Below are 14,005 nucleotides of genomic sequence, written 5' to 3' on the forward strand. Positions count from 1 at the left end.
TGCGTCGCAGCATCGTGAGGGGACAACCGAGCACCGGGGAAAGGGTTCCCGCGGGAGGGGGCGCCACCGCCGGCGCCACCCTCCCGCCATCCGGTCAGCGCTGAGACGGGAACAGGAAGCGCGCCTTCAGGGTGCCCTCGATGGCGCGCAGGTCGTTGACGACCTCCAGCTCGTCGACATCGCCGTTGACGTCGACCACCACGTAACCCAGCTCCGGATCGGTCTGGAGATACTGGGCGGCGATGTTCAGGTCGCGGCCGGAGAACACCTCGTTCACCTTGCGCAGGATGCCCGGACGGTTCTCGTGGACGTGCAGGAAACGGGTGCAGCCGGCCTGAACCGGCAGCGCAACCTGCGGGAAGTTGACCGCGCCGACGGTGGAGCCGTTGTCCGAATATTCGAGCAGCTTCTGCGCCACCTCGGTGCCGATGTTGGCCTGGGCCTCCATCGTCGAGCCGCCGATGTGCGGGGTCAGGATGGCGGTCTTGATGCCGCGCAGCGCGCTCTGGAACTCGTCCTTGTCCGAGCCGGGCTCGACCGGGAAGACGTCGATGGCGGCGCCCAGCACGTGGCCGGAGTTCATCGCGGCGGCCAGCGCCTCGATGTCCACCACCTGCCCGCGGGCGGCGTTGATCAGGTGGCTGCCCTTCTTCATGGCGGCCAGTTCGCGCTCGCCGATCATGTTGCGGGTCTGCGGGGTGTCCGGCACATGCAGGGTCACCACGTCGGACACCGACAGCAGCTCCTCCAGCGAATCGCAGGCGCGCGCGTTGCCGAGGGCCAGCTTGCGCACGGTGTCGTAGAAGCGCACCTGCATGCCCATGGCTTCCGCCAGGATCGACACCTGCGTGCCGATGTGGCCGTAGCCGACGATGCCCAGCGTCTTGCCGCGGATCTCGTAGGAGTCCTTGGCCGACTTCATCCAGCCGCCGCCATGGACCAGTTGCGACTTCTCGAAGATGCCGCGCATCAGCATGATGATCTCGCCGATCACCAGCTCCGCCACCGACCGGGTGTTGGAATAGGGGGCGTTGAACACCGGCACGCCCTGGCGGCGCGCCGCCTTCAGGTCGACCTGGTTGGTGCCGATGCAGAAGCAGCCGACGGTGATCAGCTTGTTCGCCGCTTCCAGCACCTTGGCGGTCAGGTGGGTGCGCGAGCGGATGCCGAGGATGTGGACCGAACCGATGCGCTCCAGCAGTTCCGACTCGTCCAGCGCGCGCGGCAGCCGCTCGACGGAGGCATAGCCGCCGCGGGCCAGCTCTTCGATGGCGTTGTCGTGGACACCTTCCAGAAGGAGGATGTTGATCTTGTCCTTGGAGAGCGAGAGCTTGGTCACGGCCGGCATCCGTATCTGGGCATCGGATCTGTTCCGCATGGCCCGCCCACCGGGATAGGGCGCGCACGGGCCTTCGGAAAAGTGAGCGCGCAAAATAATACCAAAGCCATCCCTTGTCACCTGACCGATGTTGCGCCGCGGCGCGCGTTTCCGCATGCCGGATTGGCGCGGCACGCGGGTTGGGTGTATCAGTCTGACCGCTCTTCAAACCAAGAAGGCCTGTCATGAGCGACGTGACGATCTATCACAATCCGCGCTGCAGCAAATCGCGCGAGACGCTGGAGCTTCTGCGGTCGCGCGGCGTCGAGCCGACGGTGATCGAATATCTGAAGACCCCGCCGACCGTGGCGGAGCTGTCTGCCATCCTCGCCAAGCTGGGCAAGGGCCCGCGCGACATCACCCGCGCCAAGGAGGCGGCGGAGGCCGGCATCGCCAAGGACCTCGACGGCGAGGCGCTGATCGCCGCGCTGTCCGCCAATCCGGCGGTGATCGAACGCCCGATCGTGGTGAAGGGCGACCGCGCCCGGGTCGGCCGTCCGCCGGACTCGGTCCTCGACCTGTTCTGACCCCTCATCCCCGCCCCTGACCGGAGCCAGCGCCCCGTGACCAGCAAGCACACCGCCGCCGCAGCCTCCGCCGAGCTGTCGACCATCCGCGATTTCCTGCGCTACGGCGTCAGCCGCTTCAACGAGGCCGATCTGGATTACGGCCACGGCACCACCACGGCCTTCGACGAGGCGGTGTTCCTGGTGCTGGAGACGCTGCACCTGCCGGTCGACCAGCTCGACCCCTATCTCGACTCCCGGCTGACCGCGGCGGAGCGCGAGGCGGTGGCCGGCATCCTCCATGCCCGCATCGACACCCGCAAGCCGGCGCCCTACCTGCTGAACAAGGCCTATATCCAGGGCATCCCCTTCTATGTTGACGAGCGGGTGATCGTCCCGCGCTCCTACATCGGGGAGCTGCTGTTCTCCGACCTGTTCGGCGGTGACGACTTCACGCTGGTGGAGGACCCGACCGCGGTCGAGCGGGTGCTGGATCTCTGCACCGGCTCCGGCTGCCTCGCCATCCTGGCCGCCCGCATCTTCCCCGAAGCCCAGGTGGACGCCGTCGACCTGTCGCCCGACGCGCTGGAGGTGGCGAAGCGCAACGTCGCCGACAGCGGCTTCGAGGACCGCATCACCCTGCATCAGGGCGACCTGTTCGCCCCGCTGAAGACGCGCAAGTATGACGTCATCATCACCAACCCGCCCTATGTCGACGCCGAATCGATGGACGCCCTGCCGCCGGAATTCCGCGCCGAGCCGGAGATGGCGCTGGCCGGCGGCGACGACGGGCTGGACATCGTCCGCCGCATCCTGAAGGAAGCGCCCAAGCACCTGACCCCGGAGGGCGGACTGCTGTGCGAGTTCGGCACCGGCCGCGAGATTCTGGAGGCGGAGTATCCGCACCTGGATTTCCTGTGGCTGCAGACCGCCAACAGCTTCGGCGAGGTGTTCTGGCTGACGCGGGAGCAGCTGAAGGCGGGGAAGTAGGCGGGTGGGGCGCATCCGCCCTTCCATATCTCTTGTCGGCGAACGGTTTCCCGGTAACAGTGCTGGGATGACCGTTCGCCTCCTGTTCCTTTCCCTGCTGGGTCTCCTTCTTTCGGCGATGCCGGCTGCGGCGCAGTCCAGCGGCTGCGGCGGCTTTCCGCCGACCAAGCTGACGCTCGACACCGTGCTGGCGCCGATCAAGCGTGACGACAGCCGGTCGATCGCCCAACTCACCCGGCTTCCGGGGCGGACGCCGGGGCCGGCCAGCACCGCCGACAGCCATGTTCTGGGGCTGACCCAGGCGCGTTACGGCGAGCAGTCGCAGGTGCAGGCGCTGTTCAAGTCGATGGGCGACGGCACCTATTGCGCATCCGCCAGCGCCCTGACCATCAGCTTCGGGTTTCAACAGCGCATCGTCCATGTCGCCAGCGAGATCCCGGCCGACTCCTGCCTGCATGGCGAGGTTCTGGCCCATGAGATGCGCCATGTCGCGGTGGACGAGGCGCTCCTGAACGAGATGATGCCGCAGATCCGCAACCGCCTGGAGCAGGTGATCGACGGGATGAAGCCGGTGCGCTCGCGCAGCCAGACCCAGGCGATGGCGGCGATCCGCCGGCCGCTCGAATCGGCGATGCGGCGGATCATGCAGGAGTTCGGCCGCGAGCGCGACCGCCGGCAGGCCCAGGTCGACACGGTCGAGGAATATGAACGGGTCAGCCGCGTGTGCAACGGCGAGGCCCGCAACTATCTGCCGAAGCCGGCCGCGCGGCGGGCGATGCGCCACGGCTGAGGCCGGTCAGCGCTTGTGCCGCCGCCGGTCGGTGGCATGGCCGTCGATGAACTCCGGCGGCTTGCGGCGGACCCAACGGATGAAGGCGGCGATGTCCGGATGGCCGCGCAGCGCGTCGATCCCGTGATAATGGTCGCGCAACTGCTGTTCGGTCAGCACCGCGTGAATCTTTGCATGACAGATGCGGTGCATCGTCACCGTTTCCCGGCCGCCATAGGTGCGCGGGATCAGGTGATGCTCGTTCAGGCTGGCCCCCGGCACCATCGGCCGGCCGCAGAGCGGGCAGGCGGGGCCGTCGGGCTCGGCGGCCGGCGGAGGCTTGTGGGAAAACGGATGATCCGGAAGGCGCATGTCTTTTGGAACCGCTGAACGCTGCCCATGTTGGCAATCTAGGAGAGGCCATAATCGATATGGTCCGCAACCTCCGGGAGGCCACTGTGAACGATCCCAAATCACAGCCTCGTGACCAGAAAAGCGCCAACGAGAAGGCCGCCGACTGCACCCAGTACGGCCAGGCCGCCGGATCGCCCGGCGGGCGTGGCGGCACCAGCTGCTATGGCGGCATCCAGCGGGTCCAGCCGCGCACGGCGACCGCTGCGACGGTGTCCCCTGACAAGGGACCGAACTCCGAATAGAAAAAGGGGGAGCCGCGCGAACGGCTCCCCCTTTTTTCATGACCTGCCGGCGGATGGGCGTCAGGCCGCCTTCTTCTCGGCGATCAGCTGGACGAAGCGGTCGAACAGGTAATGGCTGTCCTGCGGGCCGGGCGAGGCTTCCGGGTGGTACTGCACCGAGAAGACCGGCTTGCCCTTCAGGCGGATGCCCTCGTTGGTGCCGTCGAACAGGCTGACATGGGTGACCTCGGCATCGGCCGGCAGAGTCTCCGGCACCACGACGAAGCCGTGGTTCTGGCTGGTGATCTCCACCCGGCCGGAGGCGAGGTCCTTGACCGGATGGTTGGCGCCACGGTGGCCCAGCGGCATCTTGGTGGTCTTGGCGCCCAGCGCCAGCGACAGCATCTGGTGGCCCAGGCAGATGCCGAACATCGGCACGCCGGTGTCGAGCAGGCCCTTGATGGTCGGCACGGCATATTCGCCGGTGGCGGCGGGGTCGCCGGGGCCGTTGGACAGGAAGACGCCGTCCGGCTGGTGGCGCATCACGTCCTCGACCGAGGCGGTGGAGGGAACCACCGTCACCTTGCAGCCGGCCGCGGCGAGGCAGCGCAGGATGTTGCGCTTGGCGCCGTAATCGATGGCGACGACATGGTACTGCGGCTTGTCCTGGGTGGCGTAGCCGCCGCCGATGGTCCAGCCGGCCTCGGTCCAGTCATAGGTCTGGCGGCAGGACACGTCCTTGGCCAGATCCATGCCCTCCAGACCCGGCCAGCCCTTGGCCTTGGCGATCAGCGCCTCGATGTCGAACTTGCCGTCCGGCGCATGGGCGACGACGCCGTTGGGCGCGCCCAGGTCGCGGATGCGGCGGGTCAGGCGGCGGGTGTCGACACCGGTCAGACCGACGAGGCCATAGCTCTTCAGCCAGTCGTCCAGGTGGCGGGTGGCGCGCCAGTTCGACGGGTCGGTGATGTCGGCGCGCAGGATCAGGCCGCGGGCGGCCGGGGTGATCGTCTCGATGTCTTCGGCGTTGGCGCCGGTGTTGCCGATGTGCGGGAAGGTGAAGGTGATGATCTGGCCGGCATAGCTGGGATCGGTCAGGATCTCCTGATAGCCGGTCATGGAGGTGTTGAAGCACACCTCGCCCACCGAATCCCCCGTGGCGCCGATGCCTCGGCCGCGGAACACCGTGCCGTCGGCCAGGACCAGGACGCCGGTGTGAACCGCATTGTCGGAGGGGGGAGTGGCGAGAGTCATTCCTGTGAACCTTCCCAAAAACCGCGGCCGGCGACGGATCGGGTAATCGGCGGAACGGCGACGGCCTAGCGTCCCGCCGGGCGCGCACACGCAACCGCTCGCACCCCATATCCGCCCTGGAGGGCAACGACGTGGGATCGAGTGGGCTGATCGGGTGGGCCGGACATCCTATATGACGATTGGCTGCCGGATTTCCAGCAATAGCTTTGCAAGGCGGCCCTGATCCGCCGACAAGGTCGGAGGGTCCCGGGGCGCCCTTTCGCCGGATGGGGCTTTTGCCATGGAAATCGGCGGCCATTTTCGGAATAGTCGGCTGTCCGGCCGGAGCCTTTCGATCCCGGCCCGACGAACCAAGGAAGACAGGATATGACGCTGCGCACGCAGTTCAACGACAGCCTCAAGGATGCGATGCGCGCGAAGGACCAGCGCGCGGTGTCCACCATCCGCATGATCCTCGCCGGACTGAAGGACCGCGACATCGCCGCCCGCACCCGCGGCGTGACCGACGGCATCGACGAGGCGGAGATCCTGTCGATGCTGCAGACCCTGGTGAAGCAGCGCAACGAATCGGCGGGGCTGTACGATCAGGGCGGCCGTCCCGAACTGGCGCAGCAGGAGCGCGAGGAGATCGCGGTCATCGAACGTTTCCTGCCCAAACAGATGAGCGAGGAGGAGTCGGCCGCCGCCATCGACGCCATCGTGACCGAACTGGGCGCCTCCAGCATCAAGGACATGGGCAAGGTGATGGCCGAGCTGAAGGCCCGCCATGCCGGCCAAATGGACTTCGCCAAGGCCGGTGGTCTGGTGAAGGCCCGGCTTTCGGGCAAGTAAGGCGCGCTGGCCGCCGCGGGGCGACTCAGGCTAGGCTGAGGTCTGATCCCCCGCGCGGCAGACGGGCAGGAGGACAGTGGAATGGTCGCGGTCCGCAAATCCACCTTCTCAGGCATGACCGTCGCGGAGTTCCTGGACTGGAACGGCGACGGCACCGACACGCGCTATGAGCTGGTGAACGGCGAACCGCGCGCCATGGCGCCGGCGAGCATCACCCACGGCATTCTGCAAAGCACCGTCGCCCGCCTGATCGGCAATCATCTGGCCGACCGCGCGCCCGGCTGCCATGTCGTGACCGCGCCGGGCGTGCAACCGCGCGTCCGCTCCAGCCACAACATGCGCATCCCCGACCTCGGCGTGACCTGCACCCCGGATGAACGGGGCCTGCGCACGCTGCCAGATCCGGTCCTGCTGATCGAGATCCTCTCGCCCAGCAACGAAGCCGAGACCTGGGAGAATGTCTGGACCTACACAACGCTGCCGTCGGTCCGCGAGATCCTGGTGCTGTGGACGGCCGGGATCGGTGCGGAGCTTCTGCGGCGGCAGGCGGATGGCAACTGGCCGGAGAGCCCATTGGTGATCATGGCAGATGACGTGCTGACTCTGGACAGCATCGGCTATCAGGCCCCCTTGCGTGCACTCTATGCCGGAACGCATCTCGTCGGGCAGCCGGACTGACGCATTGCCTCTGCGCCATCTGCGCCCTTGGGGCCGGCGGCGCTGGTTCCCATACTATGCCTCTGCTATAGCCTAGCGCCCATTGGCTCCGCCCATCGTTTCCGCCCTTTGGCCTTCGTACCCCGGTGACCGTTCGACCATGGCTTTCCCGCCCCAATTCCTGGAAGAACTGCGCACCCGGCTGACCCTGTCGGAAGTGGTCTCCAAGCGTCTCCGGCTGATCCGCGCCGGGCGGGAGTACAAGGCGCCCTGTCCCTTCCACAATGAGAAGTCGCCGTCCTTCTACGTCAACGACCAGAAGGGCTTCTTCCATTGCTTCGGCTGCGGCGCCCATGGCGACATCATCGGCTTCGTCATGCGCCACGACAACCTCGGCTTCCCCGATGCGGTCGAGCATCTGGCGGGCGAGGCCGGCTTGCCGGTGCCGCGCCCGACGGAGGAGGACCGGCAGCGCTACGAGCGGCGCAAGACCCTGCATGACCTTGTCGAGCAGGCGGCGCGCTGGTTCGAGCAGCAGCTGCACACGTCGGCCGGGCGGCCGGGGCTGGACTATTTTATGCGGCGCGGGCTGGACGGCGAGACCATCGCCCGCTTCCGGCTGGGCTACGCCCCCGGCGATTCGAACGCGCTGCGGACATATCTGGGCAAGCAGGGCTTTTCCGACGAGGACATGGTCAATGCCGGGCTGCTGAAGCGGCCGGACGACGGCCGGTCTCCCTACAGCTTCTTCCGCAACCGCGTGATGTTCCCGGTCACCGACCGGCGCGGGCAGGTGGTCGCCTTCGGCGGGCGCATCCTGGAGGGCGACGGGCCGAAATACGTCAACACCGCCGACACCCCGCTCTTCCACAAGGGCACGCTGCTCTACGGCCTGTCGCGGGCGCGGCAGGCGGCGGCGGACGGCAAGCCGGTGATCGTCGCCGAAGGTTATATGGATGTGATCGCGCTGGTTCGCGCCGGCTTCGAGGGCGCCGTGGCGCCGCTGGGCACCGCGCTGACCGAGACGCAGGTGCAGGAACTGTGGAAGCTGATCCCGGCGGCGGAGAAGGTGCCCTTCCTGTGCTTCGACGGCGACAATGCCGGCCGGCGCGCGGCGTGGCGGGCGGTGGAGCGCATTTTGCCGCACCTCGCCCCCGGCCAGTCGGCCCGCGTCGCCTTCCTGCCGGAAGGGGAGGACCCCGACAGCCTGATCCGCGCCAGCGGCGCGAAGGCGATGGGGGCGGTGCTGGAGGCCGCCATCCCGCTGTCCGACGCCCTGTGGCGGATGGAGAGCGAAGGCCGGCCGACCGACACGCCGGAGGCCAAGGCCGCGGTGAAGGCGGCGCTGGAAGCCCGCGTCGCCACCATCGCCGACCGCGACGTCCAGAGCTTCTACCGCACCGAGATGCGCCGCCGCGTCGACGAGGCCTTTGCCCCGGTGCGCCAGGGCTACAATCGCGGCCCCTGGGTGCCGGGGCAGGGGCGGGGCCGCTTCGGCGAGGCGCCGCGCCGCCATGTGCCGGGCACGCCGGGCCGCCTGACCTCCAAGCCGGTCGGGGAGGGGCGGGGCCGCGCCTCGCGCCTCGCCTCGATGCGGGAGCGGATCCTGCTGGCGACGCTCATCAATCATCCGGAATTGTTCGGCGAACTGGCCGAGCCGCTGGGGCTGTTGCCGTTCGGTGACCCGGAGCTGGAAAAACTGCGCTGGGCGGTCATGGAATGCCTTTCCGACGACCGCAATCACGACTCGACACTTGACGCCGCTGCGCTTTGTCGCCACTTGTCATCCGCCGGCCATGAGGCAATGGTCGGTGCTTTGCTAGGCGAGTCGACTTATAACCATGCCGGCTTCGCCCGTCCTGACGCCTCTACGGAGGATGCTAGGAAGGGATGGTGGCCTGCGTGGCGGCATCTGCATCACGAGCGGGTGCTGGACGATCTTAGGGAAGCGAAAGCGGCTCTGAAGCGTGATACGAACGAGGCCAACCTCGCACGTGTTGCTGCTCTTCAGCAGGAGGTCATCAAGTCCGGTCTGGGTATCGCGGACGACAGTGACTTTGACGATGTCTGACGGTTGATGACCTATATCGTCGCCAATCGGGCATCGGTTGATGGGACAAAGGGCAACAGGACGGGGCCGCATGACAGTTTCTGTGATGGCGGGTTCTGGGTAGATACACGGTTGGGGGTGGGGCGGACGGGCCGGGAAACCGGGACCGGGCGCTCCTTTCGTCTTTATTCACTGGGGTAATGCGGGGGCACCGATCGCATGGCCACGAAAGCTGCGAACAGCGTGGAAGTTTCCGAAACGCGGGAGGAATCCGCAGACGGTCCTCTGATGGACGGCATGGGTTTGGCCGTCAAGAAGATGATCGCCCGTGGCAAGGAGCGCGGGTATGTCACCTATGACGAGCTGAACGCAGCGCTGCCGCAGGATTCGTCCTCGTCCGAGCAGATCGAAGACACGATGGCGATGCTGTCCGAAATGGGCATCAACATCGTCGAATCGGAAGAGCAGGATTCGGAGAACAGCGGCGAAGGGGCCGGCGAGGGCGAAGGCCGTTCGTCGGGCAACCTCGACGACGACGACATCGGCCGCACCGACGACCCCGTGCGCATGTATCTGCGCGAGATGGGTTCGGTGGAGCTGCTGTCGCGAGAAGGCGAAATCGCCATCGCCAAGCGGATCGAGGCCGGCCGCGAGATGATGATCGGCGCGATCTGCGAATCGCCCCTGACCATCCGCGCCATTCTGGAGTGGCATGATTCCCTGATGGAAGGGAAGATGCTGCTGCGCGACATCATCGATCTGGACGCCACCTATGGCGGCGGTCCGGACGGCGAGGAGATGCCGGAGGGGCTGGCCGAGGCGGTCGAGACCGCCGGTACCGCCGGTGCCGCTCCCGCATCCGAAGCGCCGGCCGAGGAGGAAGGCGACGAGCCGCGTCCGCCGCGCGCCGAAGGCGAGGGCGATGAGGGCGAGGAAGGCGAAGAGGGCGAGAACAGCCTGTCGCTGTCCGCGATGGAAGCCGCGCTGAAGCCTCAGGTCATCGAGACCTTCGAGAACATCAAGGCGACCTACGACAAGCTGCACAAGCTGCATGAGGCCCGCATGGCCGCGATGCAGCGCGGCGAGGATGTCGGCAAGCAGACGGACAAGAAGTACGACAAGCTGAAGCTCGAAATGGTCGAGCTGATGAACACCGTCCGCCTGAACAACCAGCGCATCGAGCAACTGGTCGAGCAGCTCTATGGCCTGAACCGCAAGCTGACCGGCTTCGAAGGCCGTCTGCTGCGCATGGCGACCGAGTGCCGGGTGAAGCGCGAGGACTTCCTGAACCAGTATTTCGGCCACGAGCTGGACCCGAACTGGCTGGAGCGCATCCGCGGCCTGAACCCCAAGACCTGGGGCAAGTTCGCGGAGAAGTACGACGGCGACATCCGCAAGACGCGCGAGGCGATCTCCAACGTCGCCGAGGAAGCGCGCCTGCCGATCAACGAGTTCCGCCGCATCGTCTCCACCGTCCAGAAGGGCGAGAAGGAAGCGAGCCGGGCCAAGAAGGAGATGGTCGAGGCCAACCTGCGTCTCGTCATCTCCATCGCCAAGAAGTACACGAACCGCGGCCTGCAGTTCCTGGACCTGATCCAGGAGGGCAACATCGGCCTGATGAAGGCGGTGGACAAGTTCGAGTACCGGCGCGGCTACAAGTTCTCGACCTACGCCACCTGGTGGATTCGTCAGGCCATCACCCGCTCCATCGCGGACCAGGCGCGGACCATCCGCATCCCGGTCCACATGATCGAGACGATCAACAAGCTGGTCCGCACCAGCCGCCAGATGCTGCACGAGATCGGTCGCGAGCCGACCCCGGAAGAGCTGGCCGAGCGTCTGATGATGCCGCTGGAGAAGGTCCGCAAGGTCCTGAAGATCGCCAAGGAGCCGATCTCCCTCGAAACGCCGATCGGCGACGAGGAGGATTCGCATCTCGGCGATTTCATCGAGGACAAGAACGCGGTCCTGCCGCTCGACGCCGCCATCCAGGCGAACCTGCGCGAGACGACGACCCGAGTCCTGGCCTCGCTGACGCCGCGCGAGGAGCGTGTGCTGCGCATGCGCTTCGGCATCGGCATGAACACCGACCACACGCTGGAAGAGGTCGGCCAGCAGTTCAACGTGACCCGCGAGCGCATCCGCCAGATCGAGGCGAAGGCGCTGCGCAAGCTGAAGCACCCGTCGCGGTCGCGCAAGCTGCGCAGCTTCCTGGATACCTGATTGGAAGCGTTTCGGTTTGAGACGAAGCGGGGGCCGGTTGGCCCCCGTTTTCGTTTTCGGACTTCCGCGTCGGAACGATGAACGAGGGGTTGCATTTCCCCGAAGCTTTGTCGCAAAGTGCGCCCCGCGGTAGGGCCTGTAGTTCAGCGGTTAGAACGCGCCGCTCATAACGGTGTTGTCGTCGGTTCGAATCCGGCCGGGCCCACCACGCTTTTCCAGCGGGTTCCGACAGGCTGTCGGCACCCTCCTCCCCGTCGCGGATTGCGTGGGATAAAGCACACTATTTCCTCTGGTCTGATAGGACAGCCTTCGGTTGGCCTGCGGCGGTTCGCCTCGGTGCGTTGGTGACGATCTCACCGACGCGGGTGCGCGGCGGGGTGTATCGTTTCCGCAATTGGGAACGGGCGAAGGAAACTCGGACATGCGTCGGCTGCTGCGCCGCGGTCTCGCGCTGCTCCCGATCCTCGGCGTCCTGGCCGGCGGTGCCTGGGCGTTGTGGCTGCGCCCGCTGGCGGTGCCGGTCGCGGCAGAGGAGGACGAGGTTCCTTTGGAGGTCTACGGCATAGGCACGGTAGAGGCGCGGGTGCGCTCCGCGGTCGGGCTGGAGGTTGCCGGCACGCTGACGGAACTGTTCGCCGACCACGGCGACCGCGTGCCCCAGGGCGCCGTGCTTGCCCGCCTCGACACCCGCCAGCAGGACGCCCGCGTCGCCGAGGCCAAGGCCGCAGTCGGGCAGGCACGGGCGGCGCGCGCCAGGGCGGAGGCAACCATCCTCAAGGCGCATTCACTGCTCGACAAGCGCCGGCAGGCCGCCGGACGACGGCAGCAACTGCTGGCCAAGGGCAGCGTGTCGGTGGAGGTTGCGGAGGACAGTGCCGCCGACCTGCGCGTTGCAGAAGCGGAACTGGCGGTGGCGCAGTCCGACCTTGCGGTGGCCGAAGCCGCCGTGGCCGATTCCGAAGCGCGGCTGCGCTACGAATCCGCGCGGCTCGACCGCTACACGTTGACCGCCCCGTTCGACGCGTTGGTGATCGCCCGCCACAAGGAACTGGGCGCCGCCGTCAATCCCGGCGAGCCGCTGTTCACCCTGATCGCCCCGGACAGCGTCTGGGCGCTGGTCCACATCGATGAAGCCTCGGCCGGTGGATTGGCGGAAGGTCTTGCGGCGACGGTGCGTCTGCGTTCGCTTCCCGGCGCAACCTTTCGGGCGCGCGTGACCCGCATCGAGCTGGAAAGCGACCGCGTCACCGAGGAGCGGAAAGTCTACCTGAAATGCGAGGTCTGCCCGCCGCGTGTCTATCTCGCCGAACAGGTCGAGGCGACCATCGCGGTGGGCCGCCTGCCGCGCGCCGTGCTGGTGCCGCAGATGGCGATCGATGGTTTCGACGGACGGAGCGGCACGGTGTGGACCATCGAGGACGGCCGCCTCGCCCGCCGCGCGCTGAGTTTCGGCAGGCGCATGCTGGACGGTCGGCTGGAGGTGACCGGCGGCCTGCCCGATGGCGTGCGGCCGGTGGTCGCCGCCGCATCCGGCCTGCGCGAGGGCCGGCGCGCCGATCCGTTGGGGGCGCCGCCATGAACCTCGCGCTGCGCGACGTCCGCCACAACCTGGGCCGCTTCCTGCTGACCTGCCTGGGGCTGAGCCTGCTGCTGGGCGTCGTGCTGTCGATGATCGGCATCTACCGTGGGCTGGTCGATGAGGCGCTGACCCTGGTGCGTGCCCCCGGCGCCGACCTGTGGATCGTCGAATCCGGCACCCGCGGCCCCTTTGCCGAGGCCTCGCGCATTCCCGGCGACACGCGCGACGCGGTGGCGCGGTTGGCCGGGGTGGCGGCCGCAGGGTCGCTCACCTTCCAGTCGGTGGAAACCGCACACCGTGGGCGGACGTTGCGCTTGTACGTGGTCGGTTACGAGCAGGGCCGGCCGGGCGAGCCGAAGCGCCTCGCCGCCGGGCGGCCGATCACCCGCAGCCACTACGAAATGCTCGCCGAACGTCGCGCCGGGCTGGAGATCGGCGAACGGGTGCGGCTGGGACGGGACTTCTACGAGGTGGTGGGGCTGACCGAGGGCATCGTCGCGTCGGGCGGCGATCCGGTGGTTCATCTGACGCTGAAGGACAGCCAGCGTCTGCAGTTCGAGCTGGACCCGCCCGCCGCCCGGCGCGAATTGGCGCGTGGCGCCAGCCCGGCCGGTCTCGACACCGTGAACGCGGTGGTGGCGCGGATGCTGCCCGGCGTGCCGGCGGCCGGCGTCGCGGCGGAGGCGGCGCGCTGGAAGCATCTGGGGGCGCTGACGCAGGAGGACCAGGAAGGGCTGCTGCTGAAATCGGTGGTCGAGAAGGCGCGCCGGCAGATCGGCCTGTTCACGGGGATCCTGCTGGCGGTGTCGGCGGTGGTGATCGCGCTGATCCTCTACACGCTGACCATGGACAAGGTGAAGGCCATTGCCACGCTCAAGCTGATCGGCGCACCCGACCGCACCATCGTCGCCCTGATCGTGCAGCAGGCGCTCGCCATGGGGAGCATTGGCTGGGGCACCGGCACGCTGCTGATACTGCTCGCCAAGGATCACTTTCCGCGCCGTCTGCTGCTGCTGCCGGAGGACGCGCTGATGCTGGGCGCGGCGGTGCTGGTCCTGTGCGTGGCGGCGAGCGGGCTTGGCGTGCGCCTGGCGCTCAAGGTCGATCCGGCCACGGCGCTGGGAGGGTAGGGC

Annotated in this window: 13 protein-coding genes and 1 tRNA gene; 11 read left to right on the top strand and 3 right to left on the bottom strand. The window is 67.6% G+C overall.

The window, feature by feature from the left end:
- Positions 1-94 precede the first annotated feature (94 nt).
- Positions 95-1,339, bottom strand: a complete 1,245-nt coding sequence (gene serA / locus B9N97_RS17635) for a phosphoglycerate dehydrogenase (protein ID WP_085090637.1) — start codon at positions 1,337-1,339, stop codon at positions 95-97.
- A gap of 224 nt (positions 1,340-1,563) precedes the next feature.
- Here serA and arsC point away from each other — a divergent pair, with 224 nt between their 5' ends.
- From arsC to B9N97_RS17650, 3 genes are all read left to right on the top strand, one after another.
- On the top strand, positions 1,564-1,905 hold the full coding sequence (gene arsC / locus B9N97_RS17640; protein WP_085088996.1) for an arsenate reductase (glutaredoxin): 342 nt from the start codon (positions 1,564-1,566) through the stop codon (positions 1,903-1,905).
- A 36-nt stretch (positions 1,906-1,941) separates the two neighbouring features.
- Positions 1,942-2,874, top strand: a complete 933-nt coding sequence (prmB, locus tag B9N97_RS17645; protein WP_085088998.1) for a 50S ribosomal protein L3 N(5)-glutamine methyltransferase — start codon at positions 1,942-1,944, stop codon at positions 2,872-2,874.
- 67 nt (positions 2,875-2,941) lie between these two features.
- The gene (locus B9N97_RS17650) at positions 2,942-3,664 is read left to right on the top strand and encodes a hypothetical protein (protein ID WP_085089000.1); all 723 of its coding nucleotides are present in this window, start codon (positions 2,942-2,944) and stop codon (positions 3,662-3,664) included.
- Between the two features lie 6 nt (positions 3,665-3,670).
- Here B9N97_RS17650 and B9N97_RS17655 read toward each other — a convergent pair whose 3' ends face one another.
- On the bottom strand, positions 3,671-4,015 hold the full coding sequence (locus tag B9N97_RS17655) for an HNH endonuclease (RefSeq protein WP_085089002.1): 345 nt from the start codon (positions 4,013-4,015) through the stop codon (positions 3,671-3,673).
- Between the two features lie 59 nt (positions 4,016-4,074).
- Here B9N97_RS17655 and B9N97_RS17660 point away from each other — a divergent pair, with 59 nt between their 5' ends.
- Positions 4,075-4,299 carry a hypothetical protein gene (locus B9N97_RS17660; protein WP_085089004.1) on the top strand — a complete coding sequence of 75 codons (225 nt, stop codon included), beginning with the start codon at positions 4,075-4,077 and terminating at the stop codon, positions 4,297-4,299.
- 60 nt (positions 4,300-4,359) lie between these two features.
- Here B9N97_RS17660 and carA read toward each other — a convergent pair whose 3' ends face one another.
- A complete protein-coding gene (gene carA / locus B9N97_RS17665; RefSeq protein WP_085089006.1) occupies positions 4,360-5,532 on the bottom strand; it encodes a glutamine-hydrolyzing carbamoyl-phosphate synthase small subunit in 1,173 nt (390 codons plus the stop codon).
- 366 nt (positions 5,533-5,898) lie between these two features.
- On the opposite strand from carA, the gene B9N97_RS17670 reads away from it, so the two are divergent.
- The 7 genes from B9N97_RS17670 to B9N97_RS17700 all read left to right on the top strand — a co-directional run bounded on the left by B9N97_RS17670 (position 5,899) and on the right by B9N97_RS17700 (position 14,002).
- On the top strand, positions 5,899-6,363 hold the full coding sequence (locus B9N97_RS17670; protein WP_085089008.1) for a GatB/YqeY domain-containing protein: 465 nt from the start codon (positions 5,899-5,901) through the stop codon (positions 6,361-6,363).
- Positions 6,364-6,444: 81 nt separating this feature from the next.
- Positions 6,445-7,041 (top strand): Uma2 family endonuclease, encoded by a 597-nt coding sequence (locus B9N97_RS17675; protein ID WP_085089010.1) that lies wholly within the window; start codon positions 6,445-6,447, stop codon positions 7,039-7,041.
- A gap of 139 nt (positions 7,042-7,180) precedes the next feature.
- Positions 7,181-9,091, top strand: a complete 1,911-nt coding sequence (gene dnaG, locus B9N97_RS17680; RefSeq protein ID WP_085089012.1) for a DNA primase — start codon at positions 7,181-7,183, stop codon at positions 9,089-9,091.
- Positions 9,092-9,289: 198 nt separating this feature from the next.
- Positions 9,290-11,293 carry an RNA polymerase sigma factor RpoD gene (gene rpoD, locus B9N97_RS17685; protein WP_085089014.1) on the top strand — a complete coding sequence of 668 codons (2,004 nt, stop codon included), beginning with the start codon at positions 9,290-9,292 and terminating at the stop codon, positions 11,291-11,293.
- Between the two features lie 132 nt (positions 11,294-11,425).
- Positions 11,426-11,501: transfer RNA gene (locus B9N97_RS17690), tRNA-Ile, on the top strand.
- Between the two features lie 213 nt (positions 11,502-11,714).
- The gene (locus B9N97_RS17695) at positions 11,715-12,872 is read left to right on the top strand and encodes an efflux RND transporter periplasmic adaptor subunit (protein ID WP_085089016.1); all 1,158 of its coding nucleotides are present in this window, start codon (positions 11,715-11,717) and stop codon (positions 12,870-12,872) included.
- Positions 12,869-14,002: an ABC transporter permease gene (locus B9N97_RS17700; protein ID WP_085089018.1), complete on the top strand. Its 1,134-nt coding sequence runs from the start codon at positions 12,869-12,871 to the stop codon at positions 14,000-14,002. The genes B9N97_RS17695 and B9N97_RS17700 overlap by 4 nt, the downstream gene beginning before the upstream one ends.
- The last annotated feature ends 3 nt before the right edge of the window (positions 14,003-14,005 follow it).

It is taken from the genome of Azospirillum oryzae (assembly GCF_900177515.1).
GTDB lineage: Bacteria > Pseudomonadota > Alphaproteobacteria > Azospirillales > Azospirillaceae > Azospirillum > Azospirillum oryzae_A.